At 72.5% G+C, this 12420-nt stretch carries 13 protein-coding genes and 1 riboswitch; of the genes, 6 read left to right on the plus strand and 7 right to left on the minus strand.

All coding sequences use genetic code 11. The features are described 5' to 3' along the window. Nucleotides 1-27 precede the first annotated feature (27 nt). The 7 genes from LIV55_RS06915 to LIV55_RS06940 all read right to left on the minus strand — a co-directional run bounded on the left by LIV55_RS06915 (nucleotide 28) and on the right by LIV55_RS06940 (nucleotide 7036). The gene (locus tag LIV55_RS06915; RefSeq protein WP_229299722.1) at nucleotides 28-897 is read right to left on the minus strand and encodes an ABC transporter permease; all 870 of its coding nucleotides are present in this window, start codon (nucleotides 895-897) and stop codon (nucleotides 28-30) included. Beyond that, on the minus strand, nucleotides 897-1742 hold the full coding sequence (locus LIV55_RS06920; protein ID WP_123093491.1) for an ABC transporter ATP-binding protein: 846 nt from the start codon (nucleotides 1740-1742) through the stop codon (nucleotides 897-899). Before LIV55_RS06920 ends, LIV55_RS06915 begins: the two co-directional genes overlap by 1 nt. Beyond that, on the minus strand, nucleotides 1739-2779 hold the full coding sequence (locus tag LIV55_RS06925) for an ABC transporter substrate-binding protein (RefSeq protein ID WP_372456510.1): 1041 nt from the start codon (nucleotides 2777-2779) through the stop codon (nucleotides 1739-1741). The genes LIV55_RS06920 and LIV55_RS06925 overlap by 4 nt, the downstream gene beginning before the upstream one ends. Continuing rightward, nucleotides 2779-3360: an NADPH-dependent FMN reductase gene (gene ssuE, locus LIV55_RS06930; protein ID WP_229299723.1), complete on the minus strand. Its 582-nt coding sequence runs from the start codon at nucleotides 3358-3360 to the stop codon at nucleotides 2779-2781. The genes LIV55_RS06925 and ssuE overlap by 1 nt, the downstream gene beginning before the upstream one ends. Nucleotides 3361-3530: 170 nt before the next feature. Beyond that, nucleotides 3531-3635 carry a putative leader peptide gene (locus LIV55_RS17315; RefSeq protein WP_318183129.1) on the minus strand — a complete coding sequence of 35 codons (105 nt, stop codon included), beginning with the start codon at nucleotides 3633-3635 and terminating at the stop codon, nucleotides 3531-3533. A 31-nt stretch (nucleotides 3636-3666) separates the two neighbouring features. Then, nucleotides 3667-3782: riboswitch (SAM riboswitch) on the minus strand. Nucleotides 3783-3922: 140 nt separating this feature from the next. Beyond that, on the minus strand, nucleotides 3923-5608 hold the full coding sequence (locus LIV55_RS06935; RefSeq protein WP_229299724.1) for an alanine/glycine:cation symporter family protein: 1686 nt from the start codon (nucleotides 5606-5608) through the stop codon (nucleotides 3923-3925). Nucleotides 5609-5710: 102 nt separating this feature from the next. Then, nucleotides 5711-7036, minus strand: a complete 1326-nt coding sequence (locus tag LIV55_RS06940) for an MATE family efflux transporter (protein WP_229299725.1) — start codon at nucleotides 7034-7036, stop codon at nucleotides 5711-5713. A 315-nt stretch (nucleotides 7037-7351) separates the two neighbouring features. Between LIV55_RS06940 and LIV55_RS06945 the strand changes: the two genes are divergently transcribed. Genes LIV55_RS06945 through LIV55_RS06970 form a run of 6 tightly spaced genes read left to right on the plus strand, consistent with a single transcriptional unit; the run spans nucleotide 7352 to nucleotide 12400 of the window. Beyond that, on the plus strand, nucleotides 7352-8344 hold the full coding sequence (locus tag LIV55_RS06945; RefSeq protein WP_123093486.1) for an AAA family ATPase: 993 nt from the start codon (nucleotides 7352-7354) through the stop codon (nucleotides 8342-8344). Nucleotides 8345-8361: 17 nt separating this feature from the next. Then, nucleotides 8362-9243, plus strand: a complete 882-nt coding sequence (locus LIV55_RS06950) for a DUF58 domain-containing protein (protein ID WP_191564506.1) — start codon at nucleotides 8362-8364, stop codon at nucleotides 9241-9243. Next, nucleotides 9233-9703, plus strand: a complete 471-nt coding sequence (locus LIV55_RS06955; protein ID WP_229299726.1) for a hypothetical protein — start codon at nucleotides 9233-9235, stop codon at nucleotides 9701-9703. Before LIV55_RS06950 ends, LIV55_RS06955 begins: the two co-directional genes overlap by 11 nt. After that, a complete protein-coding gene (locus LIV55_RS06960; protein ID WP_123093484.1) occupies nucleotides 9694-10674 on the plus strand; it encodes a vWA domain-containing protein in 981 nt (326 codons plus the stop codon). The genes LIV55_RS06955 and LIV55_RS06960 overlap by 10 nt, the downstream gene beginning before the upstream one ends. Beyond that, on the plus strand, nucleotides 10671-11666 hold the full coding sequence (locus tag LIV55_RS06965; RefSeq protein ID WP_229299727.1) for a vWA domain-containing protein: 996 nt from the start codon (nucleotides 10671-10673) through the stop codon (nucleotides 11664-11666). Before LIV55_RS06960 ends, LIV55_RS06965 begins: the two co-directional genes overlap by 4 nt. Continuing rightward, nucleotides 11663-12400: a hypothetical protein gene (locus LIV55_RS06970; protein ID WP_229299728.1), complete on the plus strand. Its 738-nt coding sequence runs from the start codon at nucleotides 11663-11665 to the stop codon at nucleotides 12398-12400. Before LIV55_RS06965 ends, LIV55_RS06970 begins: the two co-directional genes overlap by 4 nt. Nucleotides 12401-12420 lie beyond the last annotated feature (20 nt).

Consider the following 12420-nt stretch of genomic DNA (forward strand, 5'->3'; position numbering starts at 1 on the left):
GTAGGTCCTGTCGGTCGAAGGGGGAGGTCAGCTGCCCTGGGGGGTGACGCGCCACCGCGAGAAGCGGCGCTCGAGGCGCACCAGCGCGGTGTTGACGACGAGCCCGAAGACGGAGACGGTGAGGATGCCGGCGTACATCTGCGGGATCTGGAAGCTGCTCTGCGCGTTGACGATGAGGTAGCCCAGTCCCGCCTTCGCCCCGACCATCTCGGCGGCGATGAGCACGAGGATCGAGGCGGTGCCGGCCATGCGGATGCCGGTGAAGATCGTCGGCACGGCCGAGGGCAGGACGACCTTGGCGAAGAGCTGGAGGTTGGACAGGCCGAGGGTGCGCGCGGCCCGCACGAGGAGAGGGTCGACGGTGCACACGCCCGCCACCGTGTTGAGCAGCACGGGGAAGAAGGCCGCGTAGGCGACGATCGAGACCTTGCTCAGCTCGCCGATGCCGAGGAGCAGGGTGAAGACCGGCAGCAGCGCGAGCGCGGCGGTGTTGCGGAAGAGCTCGAGCAGGGGGGTGAGCAGCTCGCGCAGGCCCTCGTACCAGGCGACCGCGATGCCGACGGTGACGCCGACGACCACCGCGAGCCCGAAGCCGATCGCCGAGCGGGTCAGGCTCGCCGTGAGGTGCTCCTGGAGCTGGCCGGTCCGCACGAGGTCCCACAGCGCCTCGAGCACGACGTGCAGCGGCGGGAGGAAGACCGCCCGGCTCGACTCGAGGAGGTACTGGGGGCCGAGCTCCCAGAGCAAGAGGAAGGCCACGACGGCGGCAGAGCGTCGGATGCCCGTGCGGCCGACGCCGGCGGCCCGTCGTGCCGTTGACGGCGCCCGGGGCACCGGGGCGACCGCGGCGGCGTCGTCTGTCGTCGTCGTGGGGGTGGTCAGGGTCGCGGTGCTCATCAGGCCGCCCTCTCGGTGCCGTCGGGCTGGATCTTGCGGTGGCCGGCGCGCTGGGCACGCTCGACCTCGTCGTGGAGCAGGCCCCAGATCTCGTGCCGGTAGGCGACGAAGGCGGGGTCGGAGCGCAGGTCGACGGCACCGGCGCGGTCGCCGAGGTCGACGTCGACGACCTCGGTGAGGCGCCCGGGACGCGAGGAGAGGACAGCGACCCGCTGACCCAGGTAGACCGCCTCCTCGATGCCGTGGGTGATGAAGACCGCGGTCGTGCCGGTGGTGCGCCAGATCCGCAGCAGCTCGTCCTGCAGCTGCTCGCGGGTCTGCGCGTCCAGGGCGGCGAAGGGCTCGTCCATGAGGAGGATCCCGGGCTCGTAGGCCAGGCTGCGGGCGATGGCTACCCGCTGCTTCATCCCCCCGGACAGCTCGTGCGGGAGCCGGTCCTCGAAGCCGGAGAGCCCGACGAGGTCGAGGTGGTGACGAGCCCGCTCGGTGCGCTCGGCGCGGCTGATCGGCAGCTGCTCGAGCCCGAAGGTGACGTTGGCCAGCGCGGTGCGCCACGGGAAGAGGGCGTACTGCTGGAAGACGATGCCTCGGTCCAGGCCCGGACCGGTGACCTCCTCGCCGTCGACGAGGACGCTGCCGCTCGTCGGCGTGCTCAGACCGCCGAGGAGGTCGAGCAGGGTCGTCTTGCCCGACCCGCTCGGGCCGACGAGGGTGAGGAACTCGCCGGCGGGCACGGTGAGGCTGATGTCGTCGAGCGCCCGCAGGACGCTCGCGCGGGGCTGCTCCTTCGTGGGCCGCACGACGAACTCCTTCGTCACGTGGCGCAGCTCGATGCTCGAGGTCACGACGAACCCTCCTTCGCGAGGTCGTTGTACTCGTTGGTGTAGATCTGCGAGGGGTCGAGCTCGCCCGCCGCGACGATGCCGCTGCTCTCCAGCCAGTCCGACCACTGGGTGAAGTCGGTGTCGCTGATGACCCCGCCGCGGGCGGGGATGCCCGTGCTCTTCCAGTACCGCAGGTTGGCGGTCGTCTCGTTGCGGTCGCGCGCCTCGACGATCTTGGTGAAGCGGGCGATGACGTCGGCGCGGGGCGTCGTGCGGGCCCACTCGATGGCCTTGGCGACCCCGGTCGTCAGCTCTCGGGTGGCCTGGGGGTGCTGCGCGATGAAGTCGTCGCGCAGCACGTACTGCCCGCCGTTGATCGGTCCGACGACCTCGGTGTCGCGGAAGAGCTCACGGATGTCGCCCTGGGCCTTCGCGTGGTCCTGGAGGATCCCGCCGAGCGCGCCGGCGTCGACCTGCCCGCGTCGGACGGCCTCCTCGGTGTCGTTGGGCGGCAGGACGACGAGCTGGACCTGGTCGATCTCGCTCTGCGACAGCCCGGACGTCGTCAGCCACGTGTCGATCGCCGCCTCGGCGTGGGCGCCCAGCGTGTTGACCGCGATCTTCTTGCCGACGAGGTCACGGGGCCGGCGGATGGCGCTGTCCTTGCGGACGTAGACCCCCTGGTAGGACCTCGCGTCCGAGCCGTAGTAGTTGACGACGGCGGTGATCGGGGAGCCCGCCTCGACGAGCTTGACGATGGCGCCCGAGAAGGCGCCGCCGATGTCGGTCTGGCCGGTCGCGACGGACTGGATGTCCTGCGGGCCGCTGGTCGTCGCGCCGACGTACTCGAGCTGGACGCGATCGAGGTAGCCGAGGTCGTCGGCGAGCTCGGGCCAGGTGACGGCGTTGGCGCTGCCCTGGTAGCGCACGGTCGTGTGCGCTCCCTCCTCCTGCGACTGCGCGTCGCTCGTGGGCAGGGCGCAGCCGGTGGCCAGGCTCGTCGTCAGGGCGAGGAGCGCGCCGGCGGACAGGACGGAGCGGCGGGTCGTGGTGCGCATCAGGCCACCCGCTCCACGCCGTGCGCGCGGTCGGCGGCCGCGACGAGCGAGCGCCCGGCGACGCCGTCGAGGAAGACCCGGGTGACCTCGCGAAGGGGGGCGGCGGCGGACTCGTCGAGGAGGACCTCACCGCCGTCGAGCAGGTGCACCTCGTCGGCCCGCACGAACCACCCGGGGGTGATCGCGCTCGGCGCCAGGCTGGCCAGCACCGGCCGCAGCGCGTAGTCGACGGATAGGACGTGCGCGGGGCTGCCTCCGGTGGCCACGGGCAGGACGACCTTGCCGCGCAGCGCGTCCTGGGGCAGCAGGTCGAGGAAGGTCTTGAGCAGACCGCTGTAGGCCGCCTTGTAGACCGGGGTGCTCACGACGACGGCGTCGGCGCTCGCGATCGTCGCGACCGCGGCGGCGACGTCGGGGTGGGTGGTGTCGGCTCGCAGGAGCGGCTCGGCGGGCAGGTCGCGCAGGACGAGGGGCAGGGTGAGGTGCCCGGCACGCTGGACCCAGCGCGAGAGGTGGGTGAGCACGCCGTCGGTGCGCGATGTCGTCGACGGACTGCTCGAGATGGTGGCGACGAGAGCCATGGGGATGCCTTCCTGGGCATGGGGGGTCGTCGGACGTCGGCGGGTGCCGGACGGCCGTGGTGCGGTGAGGGTGCGGGCGACCCAGGGCGCTGGGTCAGGGGTGACGGGCACGCCACGCTGACCGGGCCGCGGGGCGACCGGTCGGTGGTGGGGGTGCTACGTCTGCTGCGTCAGCGGCGACAGAGCGCGCTGCTGACGCGGAGCAGGTCGACGTGCCGTCGCTCGACGTGCCGGCAGCTGCGCCGGCCCGCGGTGCGGGTCGTGTCGGTGCTCATGTGGTGCCCGTCCTCGTCTCGAGGCCGTGGGGCCTCGCGCTTGCCCCCGCCACGTCGGCAGGGGCCTGGTCTTCACCCGGAGCACCCCACCGCGAGATGGAGGGTTGCTGTCCAGCGAGCCGGGGCTTGGCGCTGGAGCTCATGACCTGCGAGGAACCTAGCGCGCGATCAAGTCCTATCGCAACAGTAGGGATTCGTGTCTCGCATCTCGGACCGCCTACGGACGCAGGACGACCCGCCGGCGGTGTGCCGGCGGGTCGTCCTCGTCATGACGTGGGTCGGGCGTGTCAGTCCTCGTCGGCCCGGGCCCCGCCGCGGGCGCGCTCCTCCATGCTCAGCCCGCTGTCGTGAGCCGAGTCGGTGCGCATCTGGGGCAGGTCGCCGGTGTTGCCCTGCTCCTCGCGGATGGCGCTCAGCTCGGCCTCGTCGGCGGCGCCGAGCTCGTAGAGACGTCCGCTGCGCCAGTCGGCCAGGTAGTCGCGCATCTCGCTCTTGAGCTCGGGCAGGAGGAAGTACAGCCCGAGGAGGTTGATGAAGCCGCACATGAAGAGGAAGGCGTCGGTGAGGGTGAGCACCGAGCCGAAGGTCAGCACCGTGCCGATGACCGTGAAGGAGACGAAGATCAGCTTGTAGGTGAGCAGGCTCGGCCGCGACGGGCCGAAGAAGTACTCCCAGGCCTTCTCGCCGTAGTAGCTCCACGTGATGAGCGTGGAGAAGGCGAAGAGCGCCACCATGACGGCGAGGATCACCGGGAACTGCGGCAGGAAGGTGGCGAAGGCGTCGCTGGTGAGGAGCACGCCGTCGGGCGCGCCGCCACCCGCCTTGACCTGGTCGATGCCCTCGCGCCACGACGGCGGGTTCGCGATGACGATGGTCAGGGCGGTCATCGTGCACACGATGACCGTGTCGATGAAGGGCTCGAGGAGGGCGACGAAGCCCTCGGAGACGGGGCGGGTGGTCTTCACGGCCGAGTGCGCGATCGGGGCCGAGCCCAGACCGGCCTCGTTGGAGAAGGCCGCGCGCTGGAAGCCGACGATGAGGACGCCGACGAGGCCGCCGAGCCCGGCCTCCGGGGTGAAGGCGCCGCTGACGATGTCGCCGAGGGCGCCGGGGACCTGGCTGATGTTCGAGCCGATGACGAGCAGGCACGCCGCGACGTAGCCGATGCCCATGACCGGGACGAGCTTCGAGGTCACCGCGGCGATCGAGGTGATGCCGCCGAGGATCACCGCGCCGATGAGCGCGGCCAGGGCCAGGCCGAAGACGAGCGCGGACCCGTCGGAGCCGAGGAAGCCGTCGGCGCCACCGGTCACCTCGCGAGCCTGGGCGAAGGTCTGGTTGGCCTGGAACATGTTGCCGCCGCCGACCCCGAAGAAGAAGATCGCGATGGCGAAGGCGCCGGTCATGATCGCGGCGGGGACCCGGCCGAACCGGCCGTACGCGACCGGCAGGTACTTGAAGGGGCCGCCGGAGATCGAGCCGTCGGGGTTGACGGTGCGGTACTTCACGCCGAGCGTGCACTCCGCGAACTTCGTCGCCATGCCGAGCAGACCGCAGACGACCATCCAGAAGGTCGCACCCGCCCCACCGAGGGCGAGAGCCGCGCCGACGCCGGCGATGTTGCCGAGGCCGACGGTGCCGGACAGCGCGGAGGACAGGGCCTGGAAGTGCGTGATCTCACCGGGGTCGTCCGGGCGCGAGAACTTGCCGCGGACCACCTCGAGCGACAGCCGCGCGCCGCGCACCTGCACGACGCCGAGGTAGGCCGTGATGATGACGCCCGCGGCGACGAGCCAGAGGACGACGAGGGGCAGCTCGGAGCCCCCGGGGAGGGGTACGGCGTAGAAGACGACGGAGGACAACCAGTCGGCGAAGGGGCCGACGACGTCGTTGACCGCCTCCTCGAATCCTCGCAGGCCACCGCTGTCAGCGGCAGGGACGGGCAGGACGGACGACGCTTGTGGCGGGGTCATGCCGATCCACGCAATCGCAGTCGTGGCCGCAGATCAACGGGTGAGACCGAGACGTTGTCCGGCTGTGACCCACGGTGCCGGACGTGCCGCGACCGTGGGCGGTCAGCGGCGGGCGCCGGTGACGAGCCAGGCGTCGCTGCGCAGGCGCCACCACAGCGTCGCCCAGCGCACGAGCATGAAGCCGCTGAAGGCGACCCAGAGGACGACCATCGCCGAGGTCGCCGTGTGCCCCTGGCCCAGGTGGCGGGCGAGCAGGACGAGCGGGACGTAGGCGAGCAGGACGACCGTCGAGGCCCCGGCGAGCCAGCGCCCGTCGCCTGCGCCGATGAGGATGCCGTCGGCGGTGAAGACGAGACCGGCGAGCGGCTGGCCGATCGCGACGACGAGCAGGCCCGAGGCGATGGCGGCGCGCACCCCGTCGTCGGTGGTGAAGAGGGTGGGGAGGAGCTGGTGCCCCGCGAGGACGAGCAGCCCGAGGACGACGCCGGTCCACCAGCCCCACCGCATCATGATCGCGCTCGCGTCGCGGACCGCCCGGCGGTCGCCGGCCCCGAGGGCCTGACCGGTGAGGGCCTGGGCGGCGATGGCGATCGCGTCGAGGGCGAAGGCGAGGGCCGACCAGATCGTCATCGTCACCTGGTGCGCCGCGAGGGGCACGTCGCCGAAGCTCGCGGCGGTCCACACGGTGAGCAGGAGGATGGCGCGCAGCGCGAGCGTGCGCACGAGCAGCGGCACCCCCTCGACGGCCGACCGGAGCACCCGGGCGACGTGCGGCCGGGGGGACGCGTCATGCGCACGTCCGTGGCGGGCGACGACGGTGACGAGCGCTAGAGCCATGCCCGCCTGGGCGACGACCGTGCCCCAGGCGGACCCGGCGATGCCCATGCCCAGCCCGTGGACGAGCACGACGTTGAGCACGGCGTTGACGGTGAAGCCCACGCCGGCGACGACGAGCGGTGTGCGGGTGTCGAGAAGCCCGCGCAGGATGCCCGTGGCCGCGAGGACGACGAGCATCGCCGGGAGCCCGAGCGCGCTGATGCGCAGGTAGGTCTCGCCCTGGAGGAGCACCTCTGGCGAGCCCCCGACGGCGGCGACGAGCGGGTGGGCGAAGACCGCGGTGACGACCGCCGCGAGGGCGCCGATGACGAGCGCGAGCCACACCCCGGACCAGCCGCTCTCGATGGCGTCGCGGTGCAGCCCGGCGCCGACCTGGCGCGAGACCGCCGCGGTCGTGCCGTAGGCGAGGAAGACGAAGACGCCGGCCATCGTCAGCAGCACGGCGCTCGCCGCCCCGAGACCGGCGAGCGGCACGACGCCGAGCCGGCCGACGACGGCGGAGTCGACGAGCAGGAAGAGCGGCTCGGCGACGAGGGCGAGGAATGCTGGCACGGCCAGGGAGAGGATCTGGCGGGCTCCGACGGTGCTCATCGGGGGACAGTCTCCCCCTTCGCCCCGGTCGCCCAGCGCGTGGTCTCGCGGAAATGCGCAAACCGGCGCCCGCCGAAGTTACCCCGGCGTACTCTGCAGACGCAGCACTCGCCGGGGGGAGATCGGCGGTGCCGCACGGGACCCTCTTCGCCCCTGAAGAAGGGGGAGGCGCGCCGGGACCACCCGTGGTCCCGGCGCTGTCTCGTCCCCGGCGCGCGGGGTACCGCTCCCCATGGGGGACACGGGTGCTGGGCCATACGATGGCCGCGTCGAGCCGGGGCACGGGTCCCGGAGCCGAGCCACGAAGGGGGCGCCATGACGGCTGCCGCGAGGATCACCACGGACCAGGTCAGCCGGGCCCGGGACCTGGTCAAGGCGGTGGACCGCGGCTTCGAGTCCAAGGTCGTCGGCCAGCGCCGGCTGCGCGAGAGCCTCCTCATCGGTCTGCTCACCGGCGGTCACGTCCTGCTCGAGTCCGTGCCCGGTCTGGCCAAGACGACTGCGGCGCACGCGCTCGCGACGGCGATCGGCGGCTCCTTCAAGCGCATCCAGTGCACCCCCGACCTCCTGCCGAGCGACATCGTCGGCACGCAGATCTACGACGCGAGCCAGGGCGCCTTCGTCACCCAGCTCGGGCCGGTGCACGCGAACTTCGTCCTGCTCGACGAGATCAACCGCTCCTCGGCCAAGACCCAGTCGGCGATGCTCGAGGCGATGCAGGAGCGTCAGACCTCGATCGGCGGCAAGGTCTACAAGGTCCCCGAGCCCTTCCTCGTCCTGGCCACGCAGAACCCCATCGAGCAGGAGGGCACCTACCAGCTGCCCGAGGCCCAGCTCGACCGCTTCATGCTCAAGGACCTGCTCGACTACCCCTCGCCCGGCGAGGAGGCCGAGGTCGTGCGACGCATCGACTCGGGCATCTTCGAGCGGCCCAACCAGGCGATGATCGACATCGCCGACGCCCGCGAGCTGCAGCGCATCGCCGGCTCGGTCTACCTCGACAAGGCCGTCCTCGACTACATCACCTTCATCGTCGCGGCGACGCGGCGGGCGCGCGACGTGCTGCCCCCCGAGCTCGCCCGCTACGTCGAGATCGGCGCCTCGCCGCGTGCGTCCATCGCCTTCGCCAAGGCCGCCCGGGCGAGCGCCCTGCTCCAGGGCCGGGACCACGTCATCCCCGAGGACGTGCGCCACCTCGCGCACCGCGTGCTGCGCCACCGCGTGCTCCTCACCTACGAGGCCACCGCCGACGACGTGCGGGTCGAGACGATCATCGACGCCGTCGTGCGCTCCGTGCGCACCCCGTAGGGCGCCCCGGCACCGACATGTCCTCACTCGTCCAGCAGGTCAAGGGACGGCTCTCGATCCACGTGCGCCGTCGCTCGCTCGCGCTCCTCGAGGGCGGGTATGCCTCGATCCACAAGGGTCGCTCGATGGACTTCGACGACCTGCGCGAGTACACGGCCGGCGACGACGTCCGCGACATCGACTGGCGGGCCTCGGCCCGGCACGGCTCGATGCTCATCAAGCGCTATGTCGCCGAGCGGCACTTCGGGCTCGTCCTCGTCGTGCCCGGCGGGCGCGAGATGGCCGCCGCGACGACCTCGGGGGAGAGCAAGCGCGACGTCGCGGTGCTCGCCGCCGGCGTCATCGGCTGGCTCGCGGTCCGTCACGGCGACGAGGTCGCGATGGTGAGCGGGCGGCCGGGGGCGATCCACCCCACCCGCGCCCGGGCCAGCGAGGGTCATCTCGAGCGCCTGCTCCAGGAGATGCTCGCCCGCAGCGGCGAGACGACGCCCTCGGGCGACCTCCCGGGGCTGCTCCACCACGTCGCCCGTCATGTCACGGGCCGCAAGATCGTCCTCGTCGTCGCCGACGACGGCGTGCACGCCGCCGAGGTCGAGGCGGTGCTGCGCACGCTGCGGCTGCGTCACGAGATCCTCTGGGTCACCGTCGCCGACCTCGACGTCGTCGGGGTCCCCGCGTCGACCCGGGTGCGCGACGTGAGCAGCGGACGGACCCTGCCCGCGCTGATCGAGCTCGCCCCGGAGATCGGGGCGGTCTACGCCGAGCAGGAGCGGGTGCGCCGCGCCGAGCTCGAGACGACCTTCCGCCGGGTCGACGTCGGCGAGGTCCGGGTCGGCTCGCGCGACGAGGTCGTCCCCGCCGTCATCGGCCTGCTCGAGCGGAGGCGTCGTGGACGCTGACCCGAGCTTCCTGCCCCCGGGCAGCTACGGCGTCGTGTGGCCGCTCCTCGGCGGCCTGCTCCTGCTGCTCCTCCTCGTGTGGGCCGGCGTCGTGTGGCTCATGACGCGGCCCCCGCAGGACGAGAGCCACGCGCCCCTGCCGCCGAGCGCGCTCGTGAAGCTGCGCGGCGAGACGCTCGCGCAGATCGACGAGGTCGAGCGCTCCGTGCGCGAGGGCGAGCGCACCGCGCGCGCCGGCCATCACGAGCTGTCGAAGGTCGTGCGCCGCTTCGTCGCCGAGGTGAGCGGCCTGGACGCCGAGAAGATGACCGCCCGCGACCTGCGCAAGCGCGGGCCCGAGCACCTCGCGCGCCTCATCGCCGCGTACTACCCGAGCCAGTTCGGCGCCGCCGAGAGCGCCCCTCCGAGCATCACCAAGGCCGCGAGCGCGGCCCGGGAGGTGGTCGGCGGATGGAGCTGACCTGGTGGTGGCTCGGGGTGCTCGTGCTCCTCGCCGCGGTGCTCGTCGCCGCGACGTCGTGGTGGCGTGCCCGCCAGGAGCGCGTCGGCGAGGTCGTCCTCGCGGCGCACACGCGACGGATGACCGACCTGCCCGTCTACCGGCGGGCCCTGACCCGGCTGCGCGGTCAGCTGCTCGTGCTCACCGCGGTGCTGGCCCTCGTCTTCGTGCCGGCGGCCTGGGCCGCCTCGCGCCCGGCCGACGGCTACCTCGTCGAGCCGGAGAAGCGCAACCGCGACATCATGCTCTGCCTCGACGTCTCGGGCTCGATGTTCGTCACCGACCAGGCGATCCTGCGCTCCTTCGCCGACGTCGTGAAGGGCTTCGAGGGCGAGCGGATCGGTCTCGTCCTCTTCGACAGCCAGGCGGTCACCGCCTTCCCGCTCACCGACGACTACGACCTCGTGACCACCCAGCTCGAGGAGTACGCCAACGGCTTCTCCTCGATCGGCGGCGACGGGCTCGACCCGCAGGCCGGCACGTGGAACCCCAACAGCTCGGGCACCTCGCTCATCCCCGACGGGCTCGCGAGCTGCACCTACGGCTTCGACCGGCGCGAGGAGGACCGTCCCCGGGCGATCATCCTCGGCACCGACAACATGGTCGCCGGGCGGGGCGTGTACACGCAGGAAGAGGCCTTCCGCGCGGCGGAGGACCTCGGCGCGCGGGTCTACGCCATCGACCCCAACGACAGCGGCCGCGCCCACGAGGAGCTCGTCGACGCCACCGAGGGCACCGGCGGCAAGACCTACCCGCTCACCGACGAGGAGGCCGTCACGGGCATCACCGACGAGATCGAGCGGCTCGAGGCGGCCCGTCTGCCCGACACCAAGCCGCAATTCCTGCGCACGGACAAGCCCCGCTGGCCGGTGCTCCTCCTCGTGCTCGGTCTCTTCGCGTACCTGCCCCTGGCCTGGAGGTGGCGTCGATGAAGGGTCTCGGTCTGCACCCCGTCCTGCCCTGGCCGGTCGCGGTCCTGCTCGGGCTCGTGCTCGTCGGCCTGTGCGTCGCCGCCCTGCTCACCCGGCCCGCCCAGCGCCGTCGCTGGGCGCTGCGCACCGGGGCCGCCGCCGCCGTCGCGCTCGCCCTGCTCGGTCCCGGCGTCGCCGGCGCCCAGGCCCCCCAGGCGAGCCGGGCGATCAACGTGTGGTTCGTCGCCGACACGACGAGCTCGGCGATGGCGCGCGACTACCCGGGGGGCAAACCGCGCCTCGACGGCTACCGCGAGGACATCCCGAAGATCGCCGAGGCGCTGCCCGGCGCGCGCTTCTCGCTCGTCACCTTCGACTCCTCGGCGCGGGCGACGATGCCGCTGACGACCGACACGAACGCCCTGCAGACGGCGGTCGACACGATGTCGCAGGAGATCACGCTCTACTCGGCGGGCTCCTCGATCACCGTCGCGGACGAGTACCTGCGCGGCGCGCTGACGAAGAGCAAGGAGCGCTACCCCGAGCGGGCCCGCGTCGTCTTCTACCTCGGCGACGGGGAGCAGACGAACGGCCAGGCCCCGACCCCGTTCGACCTGGGCGACCTCGTCGACGGCGGCGCGGTCCTCGGCTACGGCACGGCGAAGGGGGCGCCGATGGCCAACCTCACCTCGATCGGCGAGAGCGACGGCGACATCACGACGACCGACGGCCAGACCGCGATCTCGAAGGCCAGCGAGGACGACCTGAAGAAGCTCGCCGAGCAGCTCGGGGTGCCCTACGTGCACCGCGAGGGCGGCGACATCGCGCCGGCGCTCGCCCAGGCCGAGCCGGGCGAGCTCGTCGAGGACGCGTCCGCGTCGACCCCGACCCACGTCTCGCTCGTGTGGGTGCTCGCCACCCTCGCCGCCGCGCTGCTCCTCGTCGACCTGTGGCTCGTGTCGCGCGACGTCTCGCGCATCACCCGGGCGGCCCGTGAGATGGAGGCGTCATGAGCACGGCCCCGTGGGTGCGTCGTCGACGCCGGCTGCTCCTCGCCTCCGCGCTGCCCGTCCTGCTCGTGCTGCTCCTCGCGCTCAAGCTGCTCAGCCTGCCGGTGCTCACGAGCAGCGCCGGAGGGGCGCACGAGAGCGGCGACGGCGCCGGCGTGCGGACCGCGGGCGAGCGTCTCGGCGTCGTCAACATCGTGCAGCGCTGGCGCGCGCCGTACGTCGAGGGCACCGGGCGGGCCATGGAGGGCGACCTCGAGGGCGGGCGGCGCGACCTCGAGCTCGCGCTCGGGCGCACCGGCAACCCGCAGGACGACTGCACCGTGCGCACCAACCTCGTGCTGACGATCGAGCGCCAGTCCGACGCCGCGGGCGAGGCCGGCGACACCGAGGGCGAGAAGAAGATCGCCGAGGAGGCCCTCGCCCTCATCGAGGGCGGGCCGGAGGGCTGCCTCGACGGGTCCGCCGACGGCAACGGCGGCGAGGCCGGGCAGAAGCAGCAGGAGTCCAAGCAGCGCCTCGAGGAGAAGACCCAGCCCGAGGAGGGCGACGGCGAGGACGAGGAGCAGGACCCCTCGAAGGACGACTCCGAGGGCGAGGGCGAGGACCCCCAGAAGGACGAGAAGCAGAAGCAGCTCGAGGAGAAGAACAAGGCCGGGCAGGGCGACGCCGAGACGAAGAAGAAGATCGACGAGGCCGAGGAGAGCAACGGCGGGGACTACGCCGAGAAGCCCTGGTGACCCGCGCGGTGCGCTGAGGG

Source organism: Janibacter melonis, assembly GCF_020567375.1.
In the GTDB taxonomy this organism is placed as follows: domain Bacteria; phylum Actinomycetota; class Actinomycetes; order Actinomycetales; family Dermatophilaceae; genus Marihabitans; species Marihabitans melonis.

What these genes read in the sequence shown, in the direction of transcription:
- LIV55_RS06915 (WP_229299722.1), bottom strand. Translation starts at nt 897, where the DNA reads ATGAGCACCGCGACCCTGACCACCCCCACGACGACGACAGACGACGCC.
- LIV55_RS06925 (WP_372456510.1), bottom strand. Translation starts at nt 2,779, where the DNA reads ATGCGCACCACGACCCGCCGCTCCGTCCTGTCCGCCGGCGCGCTCCTC.
- ssuE (WP_229299723.1), bottom strand. Translation starts at nt 3,360, where the DNA reads ATGGCTCTCGTCGCCACCATCTCGAGCAGTCCGTCGACGACATCGCGC.
- LIV55_RS17315 (WP_318183129.1), bottom strand. Translation starts at nt 3,635, where the DNA reads ATGAGCACCGACACGACCCGCACCGCGGGCCGGCGCAGCTGCCGGCAC.
- LIV55_RS06935 (WP_229299724.1), bottom strand. Translation starts at nt 5,608, where the DNA reads ATGACCCCGCCACAAGCGTCGTCCGTCCTGCCCGTCCCTGCCGCTGAC.
- LIV55_RS06940 (WP_229299725.1), bottom strand. Translation starts at nt 7,036, where the DNA reads ATGAGCACCGTCGGAGCCCGCCAGATCCTCTCCCTGGCCGTGCCAGCA.
- LIV55_RS06945 (WP_123093486.1), top strand. Translation starts at nt 7,352, where the DNA reads ATGACGGCTGCCGCGAGGATCACCACGGACCAGGTCAGCCGGGCCCGG.
- LIV55_RS06950 (WP_191564506.1), top strand. Translation starts at nt 8,362, where the DNA reads ATGTCCTCACTCGTCCAGCAGGTCAAGGGACGGCTCTCGATCCACGTG.
- LIV55_RS06960 (WP_123093484.1), top strand. Translation starts at nt 9,694, where the DNA reads ATGGAGCTGACCTGGTGGTGGCTCGGGGTGCTCGTGCTCCTCGCCGCG.
- LIV55_RS06965 (WP_229299727.1), top strand. Translation starts at nt 10,671, where the DNA reads ATGAAGGGTCTCGGTCTGCACCCCGTCCTGCCCTGGCCGGTCGCGGTC.
- LIV55_RS06970 (WP_229299728.1), top strand. Translation starts at nt 11,663, where the DNA reads ATGAGCACGGCCCCGTGGGTGCGTCGTCGACGCCGGCTGCTCCTCGCC.